This is a genomic window from Streptomyces sp. NPDC098789 (genome assembly GCF_044759975.1).
Lineage (GTDB): Bacteria > Actinomycetota > Actinomycetes > Streptomycetales > Streptomycetaceae > Streptomyces.
On the sequence record NZ_JBIWAJ010000009.1, the window covers coordinates 51113 to 71327 of the forward strand.

Sequence of the window (20215 nt, forward strand, 5' to 3'; positions counted from 1 at the left end):
ATTCATTGCTCTGGCCCGTTTTTGGGCCGCTCCGGCGCGAGGTCAGCAAGTCCGTACGTTACGGTAACTTCGCTTTCTGTCACCAGTAAGCACCCCCACCCCACCCTTTCCGCGCGGCCGTCGCGGCAGTTGACGCTGCCCCCGAGACGTCCGCGCACGCTCGTCCAGCACTGGAGACCACGTGAGTACGACCGAGTGCGGCAGCCGGTTGGAGGCCCTCGGGGCCCACATACCGGCGGGCACGCTGACCACCCGGGACCTGATCGGACGGACCGAGAGCCTCCACGGCGTGGACGTCCAGCGGATCACCGGAGTCGTGGAACGCCGCGTCGCGGACCCCGCTCCCGAGGCGGGCGAGGACTCCTTCGGGATGGCCCTGTCGGCCGCCCGCGACGCGCTGGCCGTCTCCCGCTACGAGGCCGCCGACCTGGACGTCGTCATATCGGCGTCCATCACCCGCTACAAGGACGGCGGCCGCTTCGCCTTCGAACCGTCCTTCGCCGGCTCGCTCGCCCGGGAGCTGGGAGCGCGGACCGCGATCCACTTCGACGTCTCCAACGCCTGTGCGGGCATGATGACCGGCGTCTACGTGCTCGACCGGATGATCCGGTCCGGAGCCGTCCGCACCGGCCTGGTGGTCAGCGGCGAGCAGGCGACCCGCGTCGCCGAGACCGCCGCCCGCGAGCTGAGCGACTCCTACGACCCGCAGTTCGCCTCGCTCTCCGTCGGCGACTCGGGCGCCGCCGTGATCATGGATCGGGCCACCGACGAAGCCGACCGGATCCACTACGTCGAGATGCTCACCTGCTCCGAGTACTCGCACCTGTGCATGGGCATGCCCAGCGACCGGACCGAGGGCATCGCCCTCTACACGGACAACAAGAAGATGCACGACAAGGACCGCCTCGCCCTGTGGCCCCGGTTCCACCAGGACCTGTTGGCCAAGGCGGGCCGGGACTTCGCGGCGGAGGACTTCGACTACGTCGTCCAACACCAGGTCGGCACCCGCTTCATCGACTACGTCAACGCCACCGGGGAGCGGGAGTTCGGCGTCCCGATGCCCACCTCGCTCGCGGTCGTGGAGCGGTTCGGCAACACCGCGACCACCTCCCACTTCCTCACCCTGCGCGAACACCTGCGGGCGGGCACCGCCCGCACCGGCTCCACCTTCCTGCTGGTCCCCGCCGCCTCCGGCGTGGTGACCGGCGCCCTGTCCGCCACGATCACGAACATGGGGGTCTGAGCCATGGGCATGGTCATCACCACCGCGGCCACCGCACACCCCTCCATCGGGGGCCCGGCCGGGAGCACCGCCGGGGCCACCACCGTCGCGCTCGCGGGGCGCGCCGCCCGCGACTGCCTCAGCCGCGCGGGGCTCGCCGCCTCCTCCGTCGGCGTCCTCGTCAACGTCGGCGTCTACCGCGAGTCGAACACCTTCGAACCGGCCCTCGCCGCCATGGTCCAGAAGGAAGCGGGCATCAGCCTGGACTACCTCGCCGACCCCGCCCCGGCCTTCTCCTTCGACCTGATGAACGGTGCCTGCGGGGTACTGGGCGCCGTACAGGTCGGCCAGGCGCTCCTCGACACCGGCAGCACCGAACGCCTCCTGATCACCGCGGCCGACGTGCACCCCGGCGGCGACGCGCGCCGCGACCCCGCCTACCCCTACGCCGACCTGGCGGGCGCCTGGCTGCTGGAGCGCGGCGCCGACCCCGACAGCGGGTTCGGTCCCGTACGCCACTACGCGCCCGACGGTCCCGTCGGCAGCGAGGGCTACCTCGACACCACCCGCATGGGCAGCGGCGGACGCTCCCTGATCACCGTCCGGCGCGAGCCCGGCCACGGCGCCCGCCGCAGCGCCCTCGCCGCCACCGCGGTCGCCGACTACGCGCGGGAGTTCGGCCTCGACCTCTCCCGCACCCTCGTCATCGGACCGCCCGAGCCGGAGCGGGAACCGGAGGTCGAGCCGGAGCCCGAGCCGCACACCGCCGCCCCCGTGCTCGGCTACCTGCGGGCGCTGGAGGCCGGACGGCCCCGGGACTGCGACCGGTTGCTCTTCGTCAGCGTCGGCGCGGGCCCCGTCGTGGTCTGCGCGAGCTACACCCCCGAGGGCTGGTGAAGCGCGTGCACGCGGACCTGAGCACGAGCCTCGGCGTCGGCATCGCGGGCTCCGAGGGCCTCGCCGACCACCTGGCCCGCAACGCCGCGGCCTTCCCCGACCGGGCCGCCGTCATCCACCCCGAGCCGGGCGCCCGCGACGGCGACGGCCGCCCCCGCTACCGGACCGTCTCCTACGGGCAGTTACAGCGCTCGGTGGAGGACCTCGCCCACGGCCTGGCCCGGGCCGGGATCACCCGCGGGACCAAGACGGTCCTGATGGCGCCGCCCGGCCCCGACCTCTTCGCCCTCGCCTTCGCGCTCTTCCGTCTCGGCGCCGTCCCCGTCGTCGTCGACCCCGGCATGGGCCTGCGCCGGATGCTCCACTGCTACCGGGCCGTCGGCGCCGAAGCGTTCATCGGACCGCCGCTCGCCCACCTCGTGCGGGTCCTCGGCCGCCGCACCTTCGCCGCCGTACGGATCCCCGTCACGCTGGGCAGCGGCCTGCTCGGCGCCCGCACGGGCGCCTTCGGCGCGCACGCCCTCGCCCGGCTGCGCACCCTGACCGGACCGCGCACCGCCCCCGCCCCCGTCGGCGGCGACGACCTGCTGATGATCGGGTTCACCACCGGCAGCACCGGGCCCGCCAAGGGGGTCGAGTACACCCACCGCATGGCCCTCTCGATCGCCCGCCAGATCGAGGCCGCCCACGACCGGAGCCGCGACGACACCTCGCTCGTCACCCTCCCCTTCTACGGGCTGCTCGACCTCGTCTACGGCTCCACCCTCGTCCTCGCCCCGCTGGCCCCGGCCAAGGTCGCCCAGGCGGACCCCGAGCTGCTCGTGGACGCGCTGGAACGCTTCGCCGTCACCACGGTCTTCGCCTCGCCCGCCCTGCTGCGCAACCTCGCGGACCACCTCACCGCACACGAAGGCGAGCACCCCCTGCCCGACCTGCGCTGCGTCGTCTCCGGCGGCGCGCCCGTGCCCGACGCGGTGGTCGCCCGGCTGCGCGCGGTCCTGGACGAGAAGGCCCGCATCCACGTCACCTACGGGGCCACCGAGGTGCTGCCGATCACCTCGATCGAGTCCGAGGAGGTCCTGGGCGAGCGGGCGGCCCGGAGCGCCGAGGGCGCCGGCACCTGCGTCGGCCGGCCCGTCCCCGGCACCCGGGTGCGCATAGCCCCCGTCACCGACGGCCCGTTGCCCCGGCTGCCGCCCGGCACACCCCCGCTGCCCGCGGGGCGCGTCGGCGAGATACTCGTCGCGGGCGAGTCCGTCAGCCCGCGCTACCACGGCGACCCCCGCGCCGACGCGCTGCACAAGACGTACGAGGACCCGGCCGACGGCATCGGGGCGCCCGTCGTCTGGCACCGCACCGGGGACCTCGGCCACCTCGACGCCGACGGCCACCTCTGGTTCTGCGGGCGCAAGGCGCAGCGGGTCCGCACCGACGGCCAGGACCTGCACACCGTGCGCTGCGAGGGGATCTTCAACGCCCACCCGCTGGTGCGCCGCAGCGCGCTGGTGGGCGTGGGCTCGGGCGTGGGCTCGGGCGTGGGCTCGGGCTCGGGCTCGGGGACCGGGGCGCGCCGCCCCGTCGTCTGCGTGGAGACCGAGCACCCGCTCGACCCCGCCGCCTGGCAGGACCTGACCGCCGAACTGCGCACCCTGGCCGCCGCCCACGCGCCGACCGAACCGGTCGAGGAGTTCCTGCGCCACCCGGCCTTCCCCGTGGACGTCCGGCACAACGCCAAGATCGGCCGCGAGGAGCTGGCCCGCTGGGCCGAGCGGCAGTTGGCGCCGCCCCCGCCGCCGTGGTCCCGCGAACGCGCCGCGCGGCTCGTCCCGCTCGCCGGCTGGGCCTACCTGCTGGGCGGCGCCGTCTGGGCGGCCACCGCGGGCGCCCCCGACGTGCCCCTGCTGCGCTGGCTGTGGTGGACCGACGCCGCGCTCAGCACCGTCGGGCACGCCGTCCAGATCCCGCTGGCCCTGCCCCGCGGCCGGGCCGCCGGGTACGGCCCCGCGGCCACCGCCGGGCTCACGATGCTCTACGGCGCCACCTGGTGGCGGTCCCTGTGAGGATCCTGATCACCGGAGCCACCGGCTTCCTCGGCGGCCACCTCGCCGACGCCTGCCTGCGCGAGGGGCACACCGTACGGGCCCTGGTGCGGCCCGGCGCCGACACCGAACGGCTGCGCTCCCTGCCCGGACTCGAACTCGCCATCGGTGACCTCGGCGACCCGCGCTCGCTGCGCGCGGCCGCCGGGGGCCAGGAGGTCGTCCTGCACAGCGCCGCGCGGGTCGTCGACCACGGCACGCACGCGCAGTTCCACGAGGCGAACGTCGCCGGGACCCGGCGGCTGCTCACGGCGGCGCGGGCCGCGGGCGCCCACCGGTTCGTCTTCGTCTCCAGCCCCAGCGCGCTGATGCGCGTCCGCGAGGGCGACCGGCTCGGCCTCGACGAGAGCGCGCCCTACCCGACCCGGTTCCTGCACCCCTACAGCGCGACCAAGGCCCGCGCCGAACAGGACGTACTCGCGGCCCACACGCCGGAGTTCACCACCTGCGCCCTGCGCCCGCGCGGCATCTGGGGCACCCGGGACCGCGCGGGCTTCCTGCCGACCCTGATCGGCGCGATGCACGCGGGGCGGCTGCCCGACCTCTCGGGCGGCAAGCGCGTCCTGGTCTCCCTGTGCCACAGCGACAACGCGGTCGACGCCTGCCTGCGCGCCGCGACGGCTCCCGCCGAACGCGTGGGCGGCAAGGCCTACTTCGTCGCGGACGACGAGGTGACCGACCTGTGGGCCTTCCTGACCCGGGTCGGCGCCGAGCTCGGCTGCGCGCCGCCGACGCCCCGCGTCCCGCTCGGGGTGGGGCGCGCCCTGGCCGCCACTGTCGAAACCCTGTGGCGGCTGCGCCCCGGCCCGGGCCGCAGCGCCCCGCCGCTGAGCCGCTACGCCCTGGCCCTCCTCACCCGGTCCACCACCTACGACACCTCCGCCGCCCGCCGCGACCTCGGCTACGAGGCCCCCCGCAGCCAGTCCGAAGGCCTGCGCGAACTCCTGCCCTGGGTGCACGCCCTGGGCGGCCCCCGCTCCTGGACCCGCCCCACCCCCCGGCAGCCCCGACAGCCCCGACGAGGAGACACCCCCCGATGACCGACCCGACAACGGGCCCGTACTGGCGTCCCGTCTCCGCCACCGAGCGGCTGTACCTCGCCGCGGGCGATCCGCGGGGGGACATGGCCCTGCGGATCGTCGTCGAGGGGGAGGGCCTGCCCGACCCCGAGGACCTGCGGGCCGCGCTGACCCGGGCCGCCGGGTCCTGCCCGGGGTCGGGCCTGGTCGCCGCCGACGGGCTGTGGCGGGCCGAGGGGCCGCCGCCGCGCCTGCGGTTCGCCGCGCCCGCGGACCCGTACGACGGCGTCCTCGACGCCGCGGTGCTCACCGGGCACACGGCCCCGACCGACCCGCCCGGCTGCGAGGTCCTCGTCGTCCCGGGCCTGGACCCGGCCCGCTGCACCCTCGTCTTCAGCGCCTCGCACGCGCTGATGGACGGTCACGGCGCCCTGCTCTGGGTGCGGGAGGTCTTCCGCGGCCTGCGCGGCGACGCCGCCCGCCCGGCGGCGGACCCCGAGACCGACCAGGGCCTGCTGCGCCGCCTCGGCTGCCGGGACCGGCGCCCGACCCAGGCACCGGACCACCCCTCGCCGCTGGGCCGGGGCGAGCGGGGTGAAAAGGGCGAGCGGGGCGAGCGGGGCCCTGAGCGCACCCTCTGGCTGCGCCGGACCCTGGCCGGACACCACCCCGCCCTCACCGCCCGCCTCGCGCAGGCCCTCGCCGACGCCACCGGGCGTTCCGCGCGGGTCATGGTCCCGGCCGACCTGCGCCGCTACGACCCCGACCTGGCCGCCACCGGCAACCTCACCCTGCCCCTCTTCCTGGACCTGCGCCCGGGCACGGAGTGGACCGTCGCGCACACCGAGCTGCTGACGGCGCTCGCCGAGGGGCGGGAGTGCGCCACCGGCTTCGAGAGCGCCGCGGCGCGGCTCCCGCAGGCCGTCACCGCCCTGTTGCTGCGGGCCGCGCAGGCCGTCGCGACGCGCACCGACCGGCACTTGGCCACCGCCGTCGTCTCCCACCTCGGCCGCCTGGACCTGCACGACTACCGGGGCGGCGGCTTCACCGCCACCGCCGTCCACGCCCTGCCCGTCCACGCGCCCCTGGTGCCCCTCTCCCTGGTCGCCGCCGAGACCGGTGCGGGGTCGGCGGGCACGGCCCGCACCGAGGTGACGATGGGCGTGCGCGGCGGCCCCGGTCTCGCCGAGCGCGCGGCCCGCCTCCTCGACGACACCCTGGCCCGGCTGACCGGCCCGGCCGCGACCCCCGCCGCCTTCGCCCGGCCCGCGACCCCGGAGGTCGTCCTCCCGCTGTCCGTCTCCCCACTGTCCGTCTCCCCGCGCGCCACCGACCGGACGGCCACTGCACCTCGTACGGCACCCGACCCGGCCCCCGGCGCCGCCGGGCCCACCGTCGTGGACCTCTTCCGGGCGCGGGCCGCCCGTACGCCCCACGCCCCTGCCCTCGACGGGCCCGAGGGCCCGGTCACTTACGCCGCGCTCGACCGGCGCTCCGACGCCGTCGCCGCCGCGCTGCACGCCCGCGGCATCGGCCGGGAGGACCGGGTCGCCCTGGTCGTCGACCGTTCCCCGGCCGGGGTCGCCGCCCTGTGGGGGATCCTCAAGGCGGGCGCCGCCTACCTGCCACTGGACCCGGCCCACCCCGACGCGCGGATCGAGGAGGTCCTGCGGGACTCCGGCGCACGGCTGTGCCTGACCCAACGCCACTTCCTGAACCGGCTCGACCGGCTCGACCGGTCCGCCCGCTGCCCCGCCCTCGCGGCCGAGGACGTGCCGGACCTGCCCGAAGGCACACCGCCGCCCGGACCCGGCCCCGCCGCCGGGGACCTCGCCTACGTCATGCACACCTCCGGCTCCACCGGCCGGCCCAAGGGCGTACAGATCGAGCACGCCGGCCTCGTCGGCTTCGTCCGCTGGATGACGGACCTCTGCCGGGTCACCGACACCACCCGCTTCGGCTTCGTCTCCTCCTACGCCTTCGACATCTCCTGCTTCCCGCTGTTCCTGCCCCTCCTCGCGGGCGGTACGGCCGTCCTTGCCCCCGGCGTCCCCTCGCGCGCCGTGCTGCGCCGCCTGGTCACCGAACACCGGGCCGACACCCTCGCCCTGACCCCGTCCCACCTGCCACTGCTCACCGCCGGACCGGGCGTACGCACCCTGCTGCTCGGCGGCGAGACGCTCACCCCGGCCGCCGCGCGCGCGGCCCGGGCCGCCTTCGGCCCGGACTGCCGGATCATCAACGGCTACGGGCCCACCGAGGCCACCGTCGCCTGCCTCGCCCACGTCGTGGGCGACGACGACCTCGCCGAGGGCGCCACGGACGTCCCGCTCGGCACCCCGGGCCCGTACGCCCACGTCGCGCTCGTCGCGGCCGACGGCACCCGCGTGGGCGCCGGGCCCGACGCCGTGGGCCGGACCGGCGAGATCGTCGTCAACGGCCCCCAGGTCGCCCGCGGTTACCTCGTGCCGCCGGGCGCCGCGCCCGACGACCCCGGCTCCCCCTTCACCACGGAACCCGACGGCACCCGCGGCTACCGCACCGGTGACCTCGGGCGCCGGCTCCCGGACGGCTCCATCGCCTTCGCCGGACGCGTGGACGGGCAGCTGAAGATCGCCGGGCACCGGGTCGAACCCGCCGAGACCGTCGCCGCGTTGGAGTCCCACCCGGCCGTGCGGCGGGCCGTCGTCACCGCCCGCCGCCGTACGCCCACCGCCGCGCCGGTGCTGTGCGCGTACGTCGTCCCCCGCGCCCCCGGCCCGGACCGCCCCGGGCTCCCCGAGCTCGCGGGCCTGCTGCGCGCCGACGCGGCGCGCAGGCTGCCCGCGCACCTGGTCCCGGCGCACCTCGTCCTGGTGGAGGAGATCCCGAGCACGGTCGCCGGCAAGGCCGACCTCGACGCCCTCCCCGACCCCTTCACCGGCCACCCGACGCCCCCCGGGCCGGACGACCTCCGGGTGCGGGTCGCGGGGCACTGGGCGGTGGTGCTCGGGACGGACGCCGGGGCCGCGTTGGAGCCCGGTGCGGACTTCCAGGACCTCGGCGGCGATTCCCTCTCCCTGATCGAGATGCTCACGGCGGTCTCGTCCGACCTGCTGACCCGGGCCCAGGCCGACCGCTTCATGGGCGCACTGGAGTCACTGGTCCGCGAAGTGACCCTCGATCAGGTCTGCGCCCACATCGAGGCCGCCCGGGAAGAGGTGTCCGCATGATCTTCATCGGAGACGGCGCCCTGCTGCGCCGGGCCGTGCGGCACGCCGCGGGCCAAGGCCATCCCATCGACCTCGTGTGCTGTACGGACCCCTGCGACGCGGCCGGGGCCCCGCACCTGGACGCGCCCGACGTCAACGCCTGCGCCGCCGCCCTCGCGGCCGCCTGCACCGACGGCATCGTCTGGTCCCTCAACAACCGGCGGATCCTGCGCGCCCCGCTGCTCTCCCGGGGCCTGCGCATCCTCAACGTCCACAACGGCCTGCTGCCGCAGCACCGCGGACTGCCCTCGGTGGCCCTGCTGTTCGCGCTGCTGCACGGCGACCCGGAGTACGGCGCCACGCTCCACGAGGTCGACGCGGGCATCGACACCGGCCCGGTACTGGCCGAGCACCGCTTCCCGATCGCCCCCGACGCCCGCTACCACCAGGTCATGCTCCGCGGGATCCGGGCCTGCCAGCAACTCTTCGAGGAGCAGCTCCCGTACGTGGTGGCGGGCACCGCCGCCCCGGCCGCCTCCCCCCGCGGGCCGCAGGCGCCGTCCGCCTACTACGGCGTCCGCGCCCTGGACCGGCTCGCGGACCACCGGGACCACCCGGCCTACGCCCGCGCCACGGACCTCGGTCCCTTCGCGGCCCACGCACCCGAGGTGGCCCGGGCCCTGATCGCGCCGCCGGGCCCGCGGAGCGGATGACGTCCGCGCCCCACGGGCGGCGGACGGAGCGTTCACCTCTCTATCATTGCAACGAAGTGATGGCTGGTCGTTGCGTTAGAAGCTCCTCCGTTGCAACGAATTACCTGCCCTGACCTGGGAAAACATAACTCCATAGCAATGAACTCGTTGTTGGAATCCGGAAAGCAACGTAGCGTTTCTTTTGTCAGAAACCGCAACGAGCACGGAGGACACCATGCTGAAGTTCGCCACCACCACCCCGATCTCCACCGTCCTGGAGATCCCCGCAGGCCGCGTCCAGCTCATCGCCGCACACCGCACCGACACCACCGTCGAGGTGCTGCCCGCGGACCCCACCAAGAAGCGCGACGTGAAGGCCGCCGAGCAGACGGCCGTCACCTACGTCGACGGCGTCCTGCGGATCCGCACCGCCGGGACCGAGAAGCGGCCCTTCGGCCCCACCGGATCACTGACGGTCACGGTCCAGCTGCCCGCCGGCTCCCACGTCGAGGCCACGACCACCAGTGCCGAACTGCGCGGCGTGGGCCGCCTCGGCGACGTCGCCTTCGACGGTGCGTACCGGCAGATCAAGATCGACGAGGCCGCGAGCGTCCGCCTCACCGCCATCGACGGCGACGTTGAGATCGGCCGGCTGAACGGCCCCGCGGACATCAGCACCGCGCGGGGCGACATCCGGATCGCCGAGGCGGTGCGCGGCACCGTGGTCCTCAGCACCCGCTCCGGCGACATCTCGGTCGGGGCGGCCGCCGGAACCTCGGCCACCCTGGACGCGGGCACGGGCCACGGCCGGATCGGCAACGCCCTCAAGAGCGACGGCGTCGCCGCGCTCGACATCCGCGCCACCACCTCCCACGGCGACATCGATGCCCGCAGCCTCTGAAACCGGCCCGCCGACGCACCGCACGGACACCGCACGCGACCAGGGGGACCGGATGAACGGCCACGACAGCTCCACCTCGACCGCCTCGACCGCCTCGACCGCCTCGACCGCCTCGAACACCTCGACCACGTGGACCGTCATGGTGCCGGTCGACGACACGGCCCTGGCCGTCACCGACACCGGCGGCCCCGGCATCCCCGTGGTCTACCTCAACGGCCAGTTCGGCACCCAGGGGTACTGGCGGCACGTCATCCGCGAACTGGGGCCCACCTGGCGGCACATCACCTACGACGAGCGGGCCCGCGGCAGGAAGTCGAAGCGCTCGTCGGACTACTCCTTCGAGGCCGGCGTCCGGGACGTCGACGCGGTCCTCGCGGCCAGGGGAGTGGAGCGGGCCCTGGTGGTGGGCTGGTCCTACGGCGCCTACCTCGGAGCGCACTGGGCCGCGCGCAACCCGGAGCGCTGCTCGGGCGCGGTCCTGGTCGACGGCGCCTTCCCCTCCGACTGGCTGGACGAGGCCATGGAGGCGCGCATCCGCACGATGTTCCGTCGGATGTCCTGGTTCATGCCGCTCCTGCGCCCGACCGGTCTGGCCCCCCGGATGACCGCCGAGCAGCAGGCGGACAGCAACATCGAGATCGGCGTGCTCTCGCGCGAGGCCGAACTGGGCCCCGTACTGGACGCCATCACGGTCCCGGTGCGGTACGTGGTCGCCTCGGGCACCTCCCTCGGCAGCCGCGGGGACGAACAGGAGCGGATCCGGGCCGGTCTCGACGCGGTGGTGGCGCGCAACGCGCACATCGAGATCGGTGCGAAGGTCGCCAGCAACCACGGCGCGATCCTGAGGAAGGACCACCGGGCCATCGCCGACTCGGTCCGTGCGATCGCCGCACGGTAGCGGCCGGAGTCGGCGGCGGAGTACGACTACGCCGGCAGCAGCCCTGTGACCTGGGCCTCCGGGATGTCCGACAGCACCGTCCGAGGCCCTGCCGTCAATAGCAAGTGCATGTTTTCCGTTCGTATAGTGACCGGCATGCAATTGGACTTGAACCTGCTCACGGCCCTGGACGCGCTGTTGGAAGAGGGCAGCGTGGCCGGAGCCGCAGAACGGCTCCACGTCACCGCGCCGGCGATGAGCCGATCGCTGGGCCGGATCCGCAAAGCCACCGGTGACCAGATCCTGGTGCGTACCGGACGCCACATGACGCCCACCCCTCGCGCACTGGCCATGCGCACGGAGGTCCATGTCCTGGTACAGCAAGCCCACCAGTTGCTGTCCTCCCGTACGGACCTCGACCTGGCGGGGCTGGAGCGGGTGTTCACCGTTCGCTTGCACGACGCCCTCACCACCGCTTGCGGAACCGCCCTCGTCGCCGCGGTGCACCGCCAAGCCCCGAAGGTGAAGATGCGCCTCACGGTCGAGCCGGGCCACGACAGCCCTGAGCTGCGTCGCGGCGAGGTCGATGTGGCCTCCAGTGCCGGACCGCCGCCTCAGCCCGACATCCGCCACCGCCTCATCGGCCAGGACAGGATCATCCTTGCTCTCCGAGCCGGGCATCCGCTCACCGAAGGGCCGGTGACCGTCGAGAGGTACGCGGCCGCCGATCACGTGACCGTTTCCCGGCGTGGCGCGCTGCGCGACCGGGTCGACGAGGTCATCTCCGCCCTCGGCCACGAGCGCCGTGTCATCGTCTCCGCCCCCGCGACGGACACCGCACTGCAACTCGCCCGTGACACCGACGCCGTGGTCACCCTCCCCGAAGCGGTCACCCGCTCCGCCCGCGACCAACTGGGCCTGACCATGCTGGCGTTGCCGTTCGAACTGCCGCCCGTACCGCTCTACCTGCTCTGGCACCAGCGTTACGACGATGACGCCGCCCACACCTGGCTGCTCAACCTGGCGACCCAGACCCTCCAGGACCTGTTCGTCACTCCGGACGCCTCTGACCAGTAGCGTCCCACCAGGGCGTTGACCCCGGTCACGACAGCGCCCTCCTGACCGACGAGCACCTGGGCCAGCCGCCGGCCGACCGACACCGCCCCCGACGCCGGGGCCGCTTCTCCCCATTGGGGCGGCGGCCCCGGGGGCGGAGCACCGCAGGCCCGCCCCGGCCCGAGCCCAGGGGCAGTTGGTCGGATCTATGGCACAACTACCCTGAAGCGACAGGACGTTCGGCCCTGATCGGGATCAACGGGAATTCTTATGCTCAACTCATGGAAACGATCAAGAACTTCCGGTTAGCCTCCGCTGTTCCCTCCCTCCCGGCCGCCGCGCTCTGCCTGGCCCTGGCCACCGCGTTCGCCGTCGTCCCGGCGACCGCCCAGGCCGCCCCGAGCGCCGCCTCCGGCACCTCGCTCTCGCCGGCCGGCCACCGCTTCGAGGCGGTCGCCGCGCAGCCCGTGGTCTTCGAGGCCGGGCCGATCACCGTGACCTGCGCGCGCTCCTCCTCGCTCCCGGGCAAGGACGCCGTCCACAACACGGTCCCGGCCGGAGCCGCGCACACCAACCCGGCCGGCCCGGTCGCCCTGCGCATCACCCCGCCGGTCTTCCAGGACTGCACCACCGACGCACCGGGCCTGCGCGTCGCGGTCGAGACCAACGAGGACCACGGCCCCTGGCAGCTGCTGCTCCAACACGGCGCGCCCAGCACCGCCCGACTGTCGATCCCCGCGGGCGGCTTCGTCCTGCGGACCAGCGGGCTGCTCTCCTGCTCGGCGACCGCGGCACCCGGCGGCCCCGCGACCGCCCAGGCCAACTGGCGTGCCGGGGCGGGAGCGGCGCCCGCGGTCGTCCTGGACAAAGCGGCGATCCCGGTGAAGCTGGAGGGCTCCTTCTTCTGCCCGACGTCCATCACCTCGGCCGCCATCTCGGCCGAATACACCGTCCGCGACACCACCGACCCGACCCAGCACATCACGGTCGGCCCCGCCTGAGTCCCCGCTCCACATCCCCCGTGCCATCGAAGCACCCGGCGCCGCCGCCGGGTGCTTCGCCGTCGACGTCGCCGTCGGGGCCGCCGCCCGGGCAGCGCAGCGCGAGTCCGCGGCCGGTTCGAACCGGCCGCGCTCAGCGGTACCAGTCCTCACCGGGCCGGGAGAGCGCGCTGCGGAGGTACCGCTCCAGGCTCGGCGCCACCCAGGTACGGCTGTCGTTCTCGTGGTCCCACACGAACACGTCGGGACGGAGCGGGGAAACCGGGAGCGCGAACCGGTCTCCGCCGCCGTTGTCGCCGAAGAAGAGGAGAGCGTCGAACGGCATGTACAAGGACCGGAGATCCTCTCGGGTCCGGAACTCTTCGTTGGGCAGCGCGATCCGCTCGACGCTCCAGATCACGTCCTTCAGCGCGCGGACGGGGGGCGGGGGTGGGGTGTCACCACGTGGGTGGCGCCGCGCAGGATGTGCAGCAGGCCCTGCGAGACGAGGTCGGCGACCGCGCGGTTCACGGTGTACACGCTGACCCCGTAGTCGGCGGCGAGCCGTACGCGCGGTGGGATGCGGTGGCTGAGGCGGCCGGAGAGGATCGCGCGCCGGAGGTCCGTGGCGACCCGGTGCCACAGCGGGCCTTCGCCGTGCACCAGGACCATCGCGTGCGTGCTCACGATCCGGTGGCGCCCGACGCCCTGCCGGGTGTGCAGGGCCCGGCGGGCGAACTGCGCGGTGGTGACCGAGACCCCGTAGAGCCGTGCGATCTCCCCGACGCTCGGCGCTGGGCCGCGGGACTGCTGGAGGGCGTCCGCGACGCGCTGGTAGCGGGGTCCGGACCCCGCCCGGCGCCGGGCGGGGGCGGTGGGGCCGTTCATCGTCCGGTCCCGGTGGCGCGGTTCCGCGGACCGGCGGGCTCGTCGCACACTATCGTCCTCCCGGAAATCTGGCGAGCTGCTCGAATTTCCTTACAGGGTGGTGGCAGATTCGAGAGGGGGGGAAGGGTCGTAGGTCCTGGATTCACTGCCTCGGTGAGAAATCTCGGCGCCGAATCCCGGCACTGAATCCCTGTGTCGAATGGGGCGGTTCTATTTCAGCACCGTGTCCCCTTTCTGACACTCGTCGAGTTTCTGTCGGTATGGGCGTTTCTGGCCGTTGGTTGACCGGTCTGGCCCCGAGTCGACAGTCCTGTGGCCAAGAGGACGATCGGCCGGCCGGTCGTACGGACCTGCGGCACGGGAAAGGCGGAAAGTCGGGGGAGGGGGGAGCGGGATCGCGATGTTCAGGGACTAAAGGCCCCGCTCCGCGAGGTCCTTTGGTCCCGTAATTCGCGGGACCAAAGGGTCGGATCCGGATCCGCAAGGGCCGTACGCCTCTTACTGGTCCGTCGGGGTCAATATCGTCTTTATGGACAGTATTTAGCGGGCGCGCGTGGTCGATTAGCAAGAAAGCTCCCCTGTCGCCGAAGGATCACAGTGGCTGCTGTTATGGTCCTCCTGTTATTCCGGTGTCAATCGAAGATCGTGAATGCATGCGTGGCGGACGAGGCGCGGTACGCCCACGATCCGAGAGCGCCGACAGGAAACGTGGCGCCGTCCCGGTCTCGTGACAGAGGAACCGGGCAGCGCGCCGCCGACCACCGAGGGTGTTTGTGAAGATCATCTCCGTGGCGACGCAGAAGGGTGGCGTCGGCAAGACGAGCTCCACCGTCAACCTGGGCGCGGGGCTGGCCCTGGCCGGGCAGCGGGTCCTCGTCGTCGACCTCGATCCGCAGGCCCAGGCGGGCACCGCGCTCGGGCTGAACCTCTCCAGCGAGGAGCAGCTCGCCCGCTCGCTCGGCTGGGTCATGCAGGGGCGGCTCCAGGGCATGCGCATGGACCTGCCCGCCATCTGGTTCGACCGCAGCGAGCTGCTCGCCGACTTCGAGGGAGCGGGCTCGCTGCACCTGCTGGCCTGCGAGGAATCCACGATGACGGCGGCCCAGGACCTGATCCACAAGAAGGGGTACCAGGCGACCCCCGTGCTGCGGCGGATGCTCCTGGAGGTCGCCTCCGAATTCGACTTCGTGGTGATCGACACCCCGCCCGCGGTGACATCGATGTCCGCCACCGCGCTGGCGGCCGCCGACTACGTGCTCACCGTGTGCGTCCCCGAGTACCCGGCGCTCAAGGGCGCGGCGGCCACCCGCGGCACGGTGCGCTACGTGAAGGACCGCACCGGGGGCGAGTGCGACCCCCAGTACCTCGGGGCGATCATCAACCGGTCGAATCCGCCGTCCAAGTGGAAGATGCAGGAGGTCAACATCCGCAACGGCATGCTCGACACCGACCTGGCCCCCTTCCGGACGGACATCCGCGTCGACAACCGGATCAGCGACTCGTTCGCCTTCGGGGTGCCCGCCGTCGTCCGCTACGCCAGTTACACCCCGGGCAAGATGTACGGCGAGCTGATGGTGCAGATCCTGCGCAGGATGGGGCAGCCCCCGGAGCAGTGGGAGACGCCCGAACGCATCGAGGGCGAGGTGCCCCGTGTCTGAGGAGTCGACTCCGGGCCGAGCGGCCCGGGGCAAGCGGATGCCGCCGTCCTACTTCCGGATCCAGGGGAGCTCCCTGGTCAAGGACCTGCTCGCCGGTGCGGACGCGGTGGCCGGGCGCTCCTTCCTCGGCTCGGGCGGCCAGGCCCCCGGCCCGGCCCCGCTGCCCGCCGCGGCCGCGTCCCACCCGGACGAGGTGACCGGCGTACCGCAGGCCGGCGTACCTCGGGCCGATGTACCCCGGCCCGAAGTCCCCGCGGCCGACGTCCCCGCGGCAGGCGGCGTACCGGCCTCGCCCGCCGCCGTGCCCCTCGGGCCCCCGGTGCCCGGGGGTGTCGAGCCCGGCGCACCCGTCGACCGGCCCACCGGACCGTGGGCGCACGGCGCCGTCCACGTGAGCTACGCCGACGCCAAGCTCCGCTCCTCGCAGTGGCGCGCGCACGGCTTCCGCATCGCGCCCGACGTGCTCGCCCGGCTCAAGACGCGGGTCAACCGGGACCGGCGCACCACCGGGAACCCGCACCTGGCCATCGGCCACTACGTGGACGCGGCCCTGCGACACATGCCCGGCGACGTCGGCGCGCTCATCGCCATGGCCGAGGAATTCGGCACCGGTCAGCTCTGGGACCAGGAGCGGACCCAACCGTCCACCTACCGGGTCGGCCGGGGGGCGTACGCGCTGGCCTCCGGAATGAAGATGCAGCTCCAGGAGGCGGATTTCGGCCGGCGCGGCACCCAGGTGGTCTCCGCCGGAATCGAGACCTTCCTGGACGCCCTGGAGACGGAGGGGCCGTTGCAGCGGCCGGTCAAGAAGCCCTGACCGACAGCCGACCGCAACGGCCACCGGGCCGGCCGGGCCATCGGGCCACCCTCCGACCCATGGCTGCAACGATGCCTGCAACGCTGTGACGAACCATCTCCGCAACGATCGCTCCATCGATGTCACCAACAGCTCACAATTCCTTGTGACAGCAGTGCCGAAAAACAATGGGAAATCCTCTCGCTGGTGATTCCACGGCTGTTTTCCGGGCGCTGGCGGGGACCCTGGCAGGGCCCTGGCAATTGAGTGCCATCGCCGTTTCTAGTGACGCGAGACTTCATTCCGTTTTGCGTTATGATCCCGTTAACGGTGAACCGCGGACCTGTGACGGAGATGGCGCTGGATGTCCTTGCCCAGTGGAAAGCTCAGTACCAGTGCTGTCGCCGCCGCGGCGGGGCTCAGCGAATCGTGGGCCTGGAAGGCGCGGGACCAGGGCGTGCTCAGCGAGCCGCATTTCGAGGAGGACGTCGTCGCGCTGCGCGTGTACGCCTTCGTCTGCCAGATCGTCTGGCCCGGTACGCGCCGCCCGCGCAGCGCCCGGCAGGATCTGGAGCTGTGGCAGCAGTCGGCGGTCGACGCCGCCCGGCGGGCCGCGTGCGACCCCGCCACCACCTCGGAAACGGCCTTGTGGGTCCTGGAGGACTCCGTCCACCTGGTGACGTCGCCCGACCAGCGGGCTTCCTTCGACCTCAAGTACCTCGGCGGGCGCTCCGCCTTCCGCATCCCGGTGGGCCTGTGGGCGTCCCAGTTGCCCGACGCGATGGCCTCGCTGGCCTCGCGGCGCCGCCGCGGCGGGAACTCCGGGTCCGCGCGGTGAGGAAGCGCGGCGTCGCCCCGTACGCGGTGCGGCCGTACGTCATTCCGGTCCCCCCTGCTAACGGGGAGGCCGAAATGACGTAGGCCCACGACGGCTCAGCCGTTGGGAAGACACCGGGGGTCGGGGTGTTTCGCAGTCACCCGCCCGGTGTTTCCAGTCTCCGGAAGGCTTCGCAGGCCTTCCGAAGGAATCCGGCGACCGGCTTACGCCCGGTCGTCCCGGCATTCGAACCGTTCCTGCCGAACACCCGAGGAGAAGTACGAGAGTCGGCTTTGCCATGCTCTCGTCGTACGAGAAGGCTTCGCCATTTTGCACTACCGCCATGCCATTTTTCAATCAGGCCGTCTCCGGCCCGCCACCATTCGGCCGTCGAGGGCCGGGGGAGCGAACCGGTGAGCCCCTCGGTGAGCACCCCGGGAAGCGCCCCGGTGAGCGCCCCGGCCCCGGTGAGCGTCCGCGTCGAAGACCCGCTGTGGACCCCCGAGGCCGGGCAATGGGTGTCGACCACGACGGGCCGGATCGCCTCGGACGGCTACGGCTGGATGCAGGCCGTGCACTGGGTCGCCGACGGCGGGCACTACCGCCCCCGCCGTGCCCACGGACCCGCCTTCGGCGACACCACCGTGCGGATCGCGGACGAACTCGTCCGGTTCTCCCCCTGCCGCCCCGGTGTCGACCACCTCGCGCGCCGGCTCGGGCTGAGCGAACGCACCGTCCAGTACCACCTCCAGATGCTCCGGCAGGCCGGTCTGCTCGCCTACGTCCAGCGCGGCACGCGGATACGGGCCCAGGGCCGGCGGGCGAGCGAGTTCGCCAGGATCGTCCCCGCCGCCTTCGACGACCGCCTCGGGGTCCGCGTGATCGGCACCGGGGTCCGGCGCCGTCCGGTCGGGATGGCCGAAGCGGGGCGGGCCGAGATGGCCGCGCTGGGCCGCAAGGCCGTCCGCAGCGCACGGCGCCGGCGCTCCCGTGCGGGCCGGGCGACCCCCTTCGGGGCGCTCGCCCGTTGCACCCCAAAGGGGGTTGCTCCTCCCGCTCTTTCCCCTACCGGTGATACTCGTCCGCCCCCTGAGGCGAAGCTCGGTCGCGGGAAACCACCCACATCCACCACCGGCACGAGCAAGGCCGGACGGCTCAATGCCGTCGGGCACCGCTTCCGGCTCGCCGCCGAACTGATCCGCCGGGTCGGCTGGCTCGGCCGCAGCTCCACCCCCCGGATCGCCTGGATCGTGCGGCACGTCGCCGACGCGGGCTGGACCGCCGACGAGGTGATGGCCTGGCTGCACGCCCGCGGCGAGGCCGATCAGGTCCGCCGCCCCTCCGGGCTGCTGGCGACCCTGCTCCAGGGCGCCGAAACGCTCCTCGACACCCCGCAGAAGCGGGCCATGGCGGTCGAGGACTGGCGGGACTCCCGGGCCGCCGGACAGCGCCGCCACCGAGGCTGGCTGCCCGCCACGAACGCACCGCGGTCCCGCGCCGTACGAGAGCTGGTCACGACCGCCCTCGTGCCCCGGCCGCGCACCGACCTGCGCCCCGCCCCCGCCGCGCCGCGGGCCACCCCCGGCGGCCTGCCGCTGGCACCCGACGACACGGCCCTGCTGCGCGAGACCGCCCGGGCCGAGTTCATGCTCGGGGACAGCACGCTGGTGCGCTCCGCCGTCCGGGCCTGGGGCAGCGAGCGGGCCGCCGAGGTCTACGGCGAGGAGCTGGTGCGGCGCGTGCTCGGGCTCGCCCGGGCCACCGCGCTGCTGACCCTCGCCGACCCCCGGGCCGCGTCGTGACCCCTGCCCCCGGCGGCCAAGGCCCCGGCTCCGGGGCCGACCTGGCCCGGGTCGCCCTGGAGGCCGCCCGCGCGGCCGCCCGGAGCGCCGCCGAGCCGGGTGCCCGGACCGCCGCCCGGCGCGTCCGGTCGGCGGGTGGCGGCGGCGCGCGCGAACCGGAGCCGCTGGGCGCCGTGGTGCGCGGCGTGGTGACCGAGCGGGCCTGGGGCCCGGGCCGGGGTCCCGACGGGGTGCTCGCCCGCTGGCCCGGGGTCGCGGTCGAACTGGCCGGGCACGTACGGGCCGTGGGCTTCTCGGAGGCCGAGGGCAGGCTGGACCTGCTGCCCGACTCCCCGGCGTACGTCCTGCACCTGCGGCTCCTGCGGGACGAGTTGCTGCGCCGCTTCGCCGCGGAGCGGGGAGGCGCGCGGGTACGGGAGATACGCGTCCTGGAGGAGGCTCCGCCGGGGTCACCGGACCTGCCCGACCCGCCGGCCCTCCCCACCCAGCGGGATCCGGCGGACCCGACGACCCGACCGCCGGTGGAAGGGGCACGGGAGGTGCAAGGGGCCGACGGGGCCGCGGAGCCCTCCGCCGGCTACCGCCGGGCGTTGGCCGCGCACCGGGTGGGCCGCCAAGCGGGTCTACGGGCCCGCGGCGCCGACCCGGCGGACGGAGCGGGGGACGGAGCTGGCGGTACCGGCGGGGCGGTCAGGCCGGATCGGTCGTGATGGTGGGTGCCTGGTCGTGCCAGACGCAGAACACGGAGACCGAGGTGGAGCCGCGGGTGAAGGTCACCCGGATCCACTTGGCCTCCTCCCAGCGCTGCACGGACCAGCCGGGCGCCGGCGAGGCCGTGAGCAGGCTGGCGGAGTCCTTTCGGACCGCGAACGTGACGGTGCCGCCTTCGGTGACGCGCGACTGCGTCTCCCCCCGGCCCGCGGAGAGCGACGGTGAGGGGGTGTTCCCGGTGCTCCGCGACGGACCGGTGCTCGGGCCGTTCGTTCCCGGCGGGGTGCTCGGACCGCCGGAGCGCTCGCCCTGGTTGCGCGCACCGGCACCGGCCGGCGGGGAAGAGGAAACGGACGGGGTGTTCGGTGACGGCGCGGTGGACGGTGTGGTCTTCGGTGGTGCTGCGGGCGCAGAGGCTCCGGCCGTGATCAGCAGGGCCTGCGGCGGATCGTCGACGGCCCCGTGCATGACGCTGCGGATGCCCCACCAGGAAACCGCGACCGCCGCTCCCATGGCCAACAGCCACACGGATCTGCGCAGCAATCCTGTCTCCATTCCGGCAGCGTATCCAGCGCCCTTCGCGCGGTGCAAAGAAATCAATACGCTTCG

18 protein-coding genes are annotated in these 20215 nt (G+C 73.9%); 15 read left to right on the forward strand and 3 right to left on the reverse strand.

The window, feature by feature from the left end:
- Positions 1–181 precede the first annotated feature (181 nt).
- From ACIQWR_RS19835 to ACIQWR_RS19880, 10 genes are all read left to right on the forward strand, one after another.
- Complete coding sequence (locus ACIQWR_RS19835) at positions 182–1243, forward strand: 3-oxoacyl-ACP synthase III family protein (protein WP_404010992.1); 1062 nt, start codon at positions 182–184, stop codon at positions 1241–1243.
- Positions 1244–1246: 3 nt separating this feature from the next.
- Positions 1247–2119 (forward strand): hypothetical protein, encoded by an 873-nt coding sequence (locus ACIQWR_RS19840; protein ID WP_404010995.1) that lies wholly within the window; start codon positions 1247–1249, stop codon positions 2117–2119.
- A 5-nt stretch (positions 2120–2124) separates the two neighbouring features.
- Positions 2125–4179, forward strand: a complete 2055-nt coding sequence (locus tag ACIQWR_RS19845; protein ID WP_404010997.1) for a fatty acid CoA ligase family protein — start codon at positions 2125–2127, stop codon at positions 4177–4179.
- Positions 4176–5258, forward strand: a complete 1083-nt coding sequence (locus ACIQWR_RS19850) for an NAD-dependent epimerase/dehydratase family protein (RefSeq protein WP_404010999.1) — start codon at positions 4176–4178, stop codon at positions 5256–5258. The genes ACIQWR_RS19845 and ACIQWR_RS19850 overlap by 4 nt, the downstream gene beginning before the upstream one ends.
- Positions 5255–8449 (forward strand): amino acid adenylation domain-containing protein, encoded by a 3195-nt coding sequence (locus ACIQWR_RS19855; RefSeq protein WP_404011001.1) that lies wholly within the window; start codon positions 5255–5257, stop codon positions 8447–8449. Before ACIQWR_RS19850 ends, ACIQWR_RS19855 begins: the two co-directional genes overlap by 4 nt.
- Positions 8446–9141 (forward strand): formyltransferase family protein, encoded by a 696-nt coding sequence (locus tag ACIQWR_RS19860; protein ID WP_404011004.1) that lies wholly within the window; start codon positions 8446–8448, stop codon positions 9139–9141. The genes ACIQWR_RS19855 and ACIQWR_RS19860 overlap by 4 nt, the downstream gene beginning before the upstream one ends.
- A gap of 214 nt (positions 9142–9355) precedes the next feature.
- Positions 9356–10021: a DUF4097 family beta strand repeat-containing protein gene (locus tag ACIQWR_RS19865; protein WP_404011006.1), complete on the forward strand. Its 666-nt coding sequence runs from the start codon at positions 9356–9358 to the stop codon at positions 10019–10021.
- On the forward strand, positions 10005–10919 hold the full coding sequence (locus tag ACIQWR_RS19870) for an alpha/beta fold hydrolase (RefSeq protein ID WP_404011009.1): 915 nt from the start codon (positions 10005–10007) through the stop codon (positions 10917–10919). Before ACIQWR_RS19865 ends, ACIQWR_RS19870 begins: the two co-directional genes overlap by 17 nt.
- A 135-nt stretch (positions 10920–11054) precedes the next feature.
- Complete coding sequence (locus tag ACIQWR_RS19875) at positions 11055–11975, forward strand: LysR family transcriptional regulator (RefSeq protein WP_404011011.1); 921 nt, start codon at positions 11055–11057, stop codon at positions 11973–11975.
- 260 nt (positions 11976–12235) lie between these two features.
- A complete protein-coding gene (locus ACIQWR_RS19880; protein WP_404011013.1) occupies positions 12236–12955 on the forward strand; it encodes a hypothetical protein in 720 nt (239 codons plus the stop codon).
- Between the two features lie 133 nt (positions 12956–13088).
- Here ACIQWR_RS19880 and ACIQWR_RS19885 read toward each other — a convergent pair whose 3' ends face one another.
- Both ACIQWR_RS19885 and ACIQWR_RS19890 read right to left on the reverse strand, forming a co-directional pair.
- A complete protein-coding gene (locus ACIQWR_RS19885; protein WP_404011016.1) occupies positions 13089–13355 on the reverse strand; it encodes an SMI1/KNR4 family protein in 267 nt (88 codons plus the stop codon).
- 5 nt (positions 13356–13360) lie between these two features.
- Positions 13361–13822, reverse strand: coding sequence for a GntR family transcriptional regulator (locus tag ACIQWR_RS19890; protein WP_404011019.1), 462 nt, complete (start codon positions 13820–13822; stop codon positions 13361–13363).
- A 788-nt stretch (positions 13823–14610) separates the two neighbouring features.
- Between ACIQWR_RS19890 and ACIQWR_RS19895 the strand changes: the two genes are divergently transcribed.
- The 5 genes from ACIQWR_RS19895 to ACIQWR_RS19915 all read left to right on the forward strand — a co-directional run bounded on the left by ACIQWR_RS19895 (position 14611) and on the right by ACIQWR_RS19915 (position 19605).
- Positions 14611–15480, forward strand: coding sequence for a ParA family protein (locus ACIQWR_RS19895; protein ID WP_385781466.1), 870 nt, complete (start codon positions 14611–14613; stop codon positions 15478–15480).
- Positions 15473–16297: a hypothetical protein gene (locus tag ACIQWR_RS19900; RefSeq protein ID WP_404011023.1), complete on the forward strand. Its 825-nt coding sequence runs from the start codon at positions 15473–15475 to the stop codon at positions 16295–16297. Before ACIQWR_RS19895 ends, ACIQWR_RS19900 begins: the two co-directional genes overlap by 8 nt.
- A gap of 343 nt (positions 16298–16640) precedes the next feature.
- Entirely contained in the window at positions 16641–17114 is a 474-nt protein-coding gene (locus ACIQWR_RS19905) for a hypothetical protein (protein ID WP_404011026.1), read from the forward strand.
- Between the two features lie 404 nt (positions 17115–17518).
- Positions 17519–18895 (forward strand): transcriptional regulator, encoded by a 1377-nt coding sequence (locus ACIQWR_RS19910; RefSeq protein WP_404011029.1) that lies wholly within the window; start codon positions 17519–17521, stop codon positions 18893–18895.
- Positions 18892–19605, forward strand: coding sequence for a DciA family protein (locus ACIQWR_RS19915; RefSeq protein WP_404011032.1), 714 nt, complete (start codon positions 18892–18894; stop codon positions 19603–19605). Before ACIQWR_RS19910 ends, ACIQWR_RS19915 begins: the two co-directional genes overlap by 4 nt.
- On the opposite strand, the gene ACIQWR_RS19920 is transcribed toward ACIQWR_RS19915, so the two are convergent.
- Positions 19586–20161: a hypothetical protein gene (locus ACIQWR_RS19920; RefSeq protein ID WP_404011035.1), complete on the reverse strand. Its 576-nt coding sequence runs from the start codon at positions 20159–20161 to the stop codon at positions 19586–19588. The genes ACIQWR_RS19915 and ACIQWR_RS19920 overlap by 20 nt on opposite strands.
- Between the last annotated feature and the right edge of the window lie 54 nt (positions 20162–20215).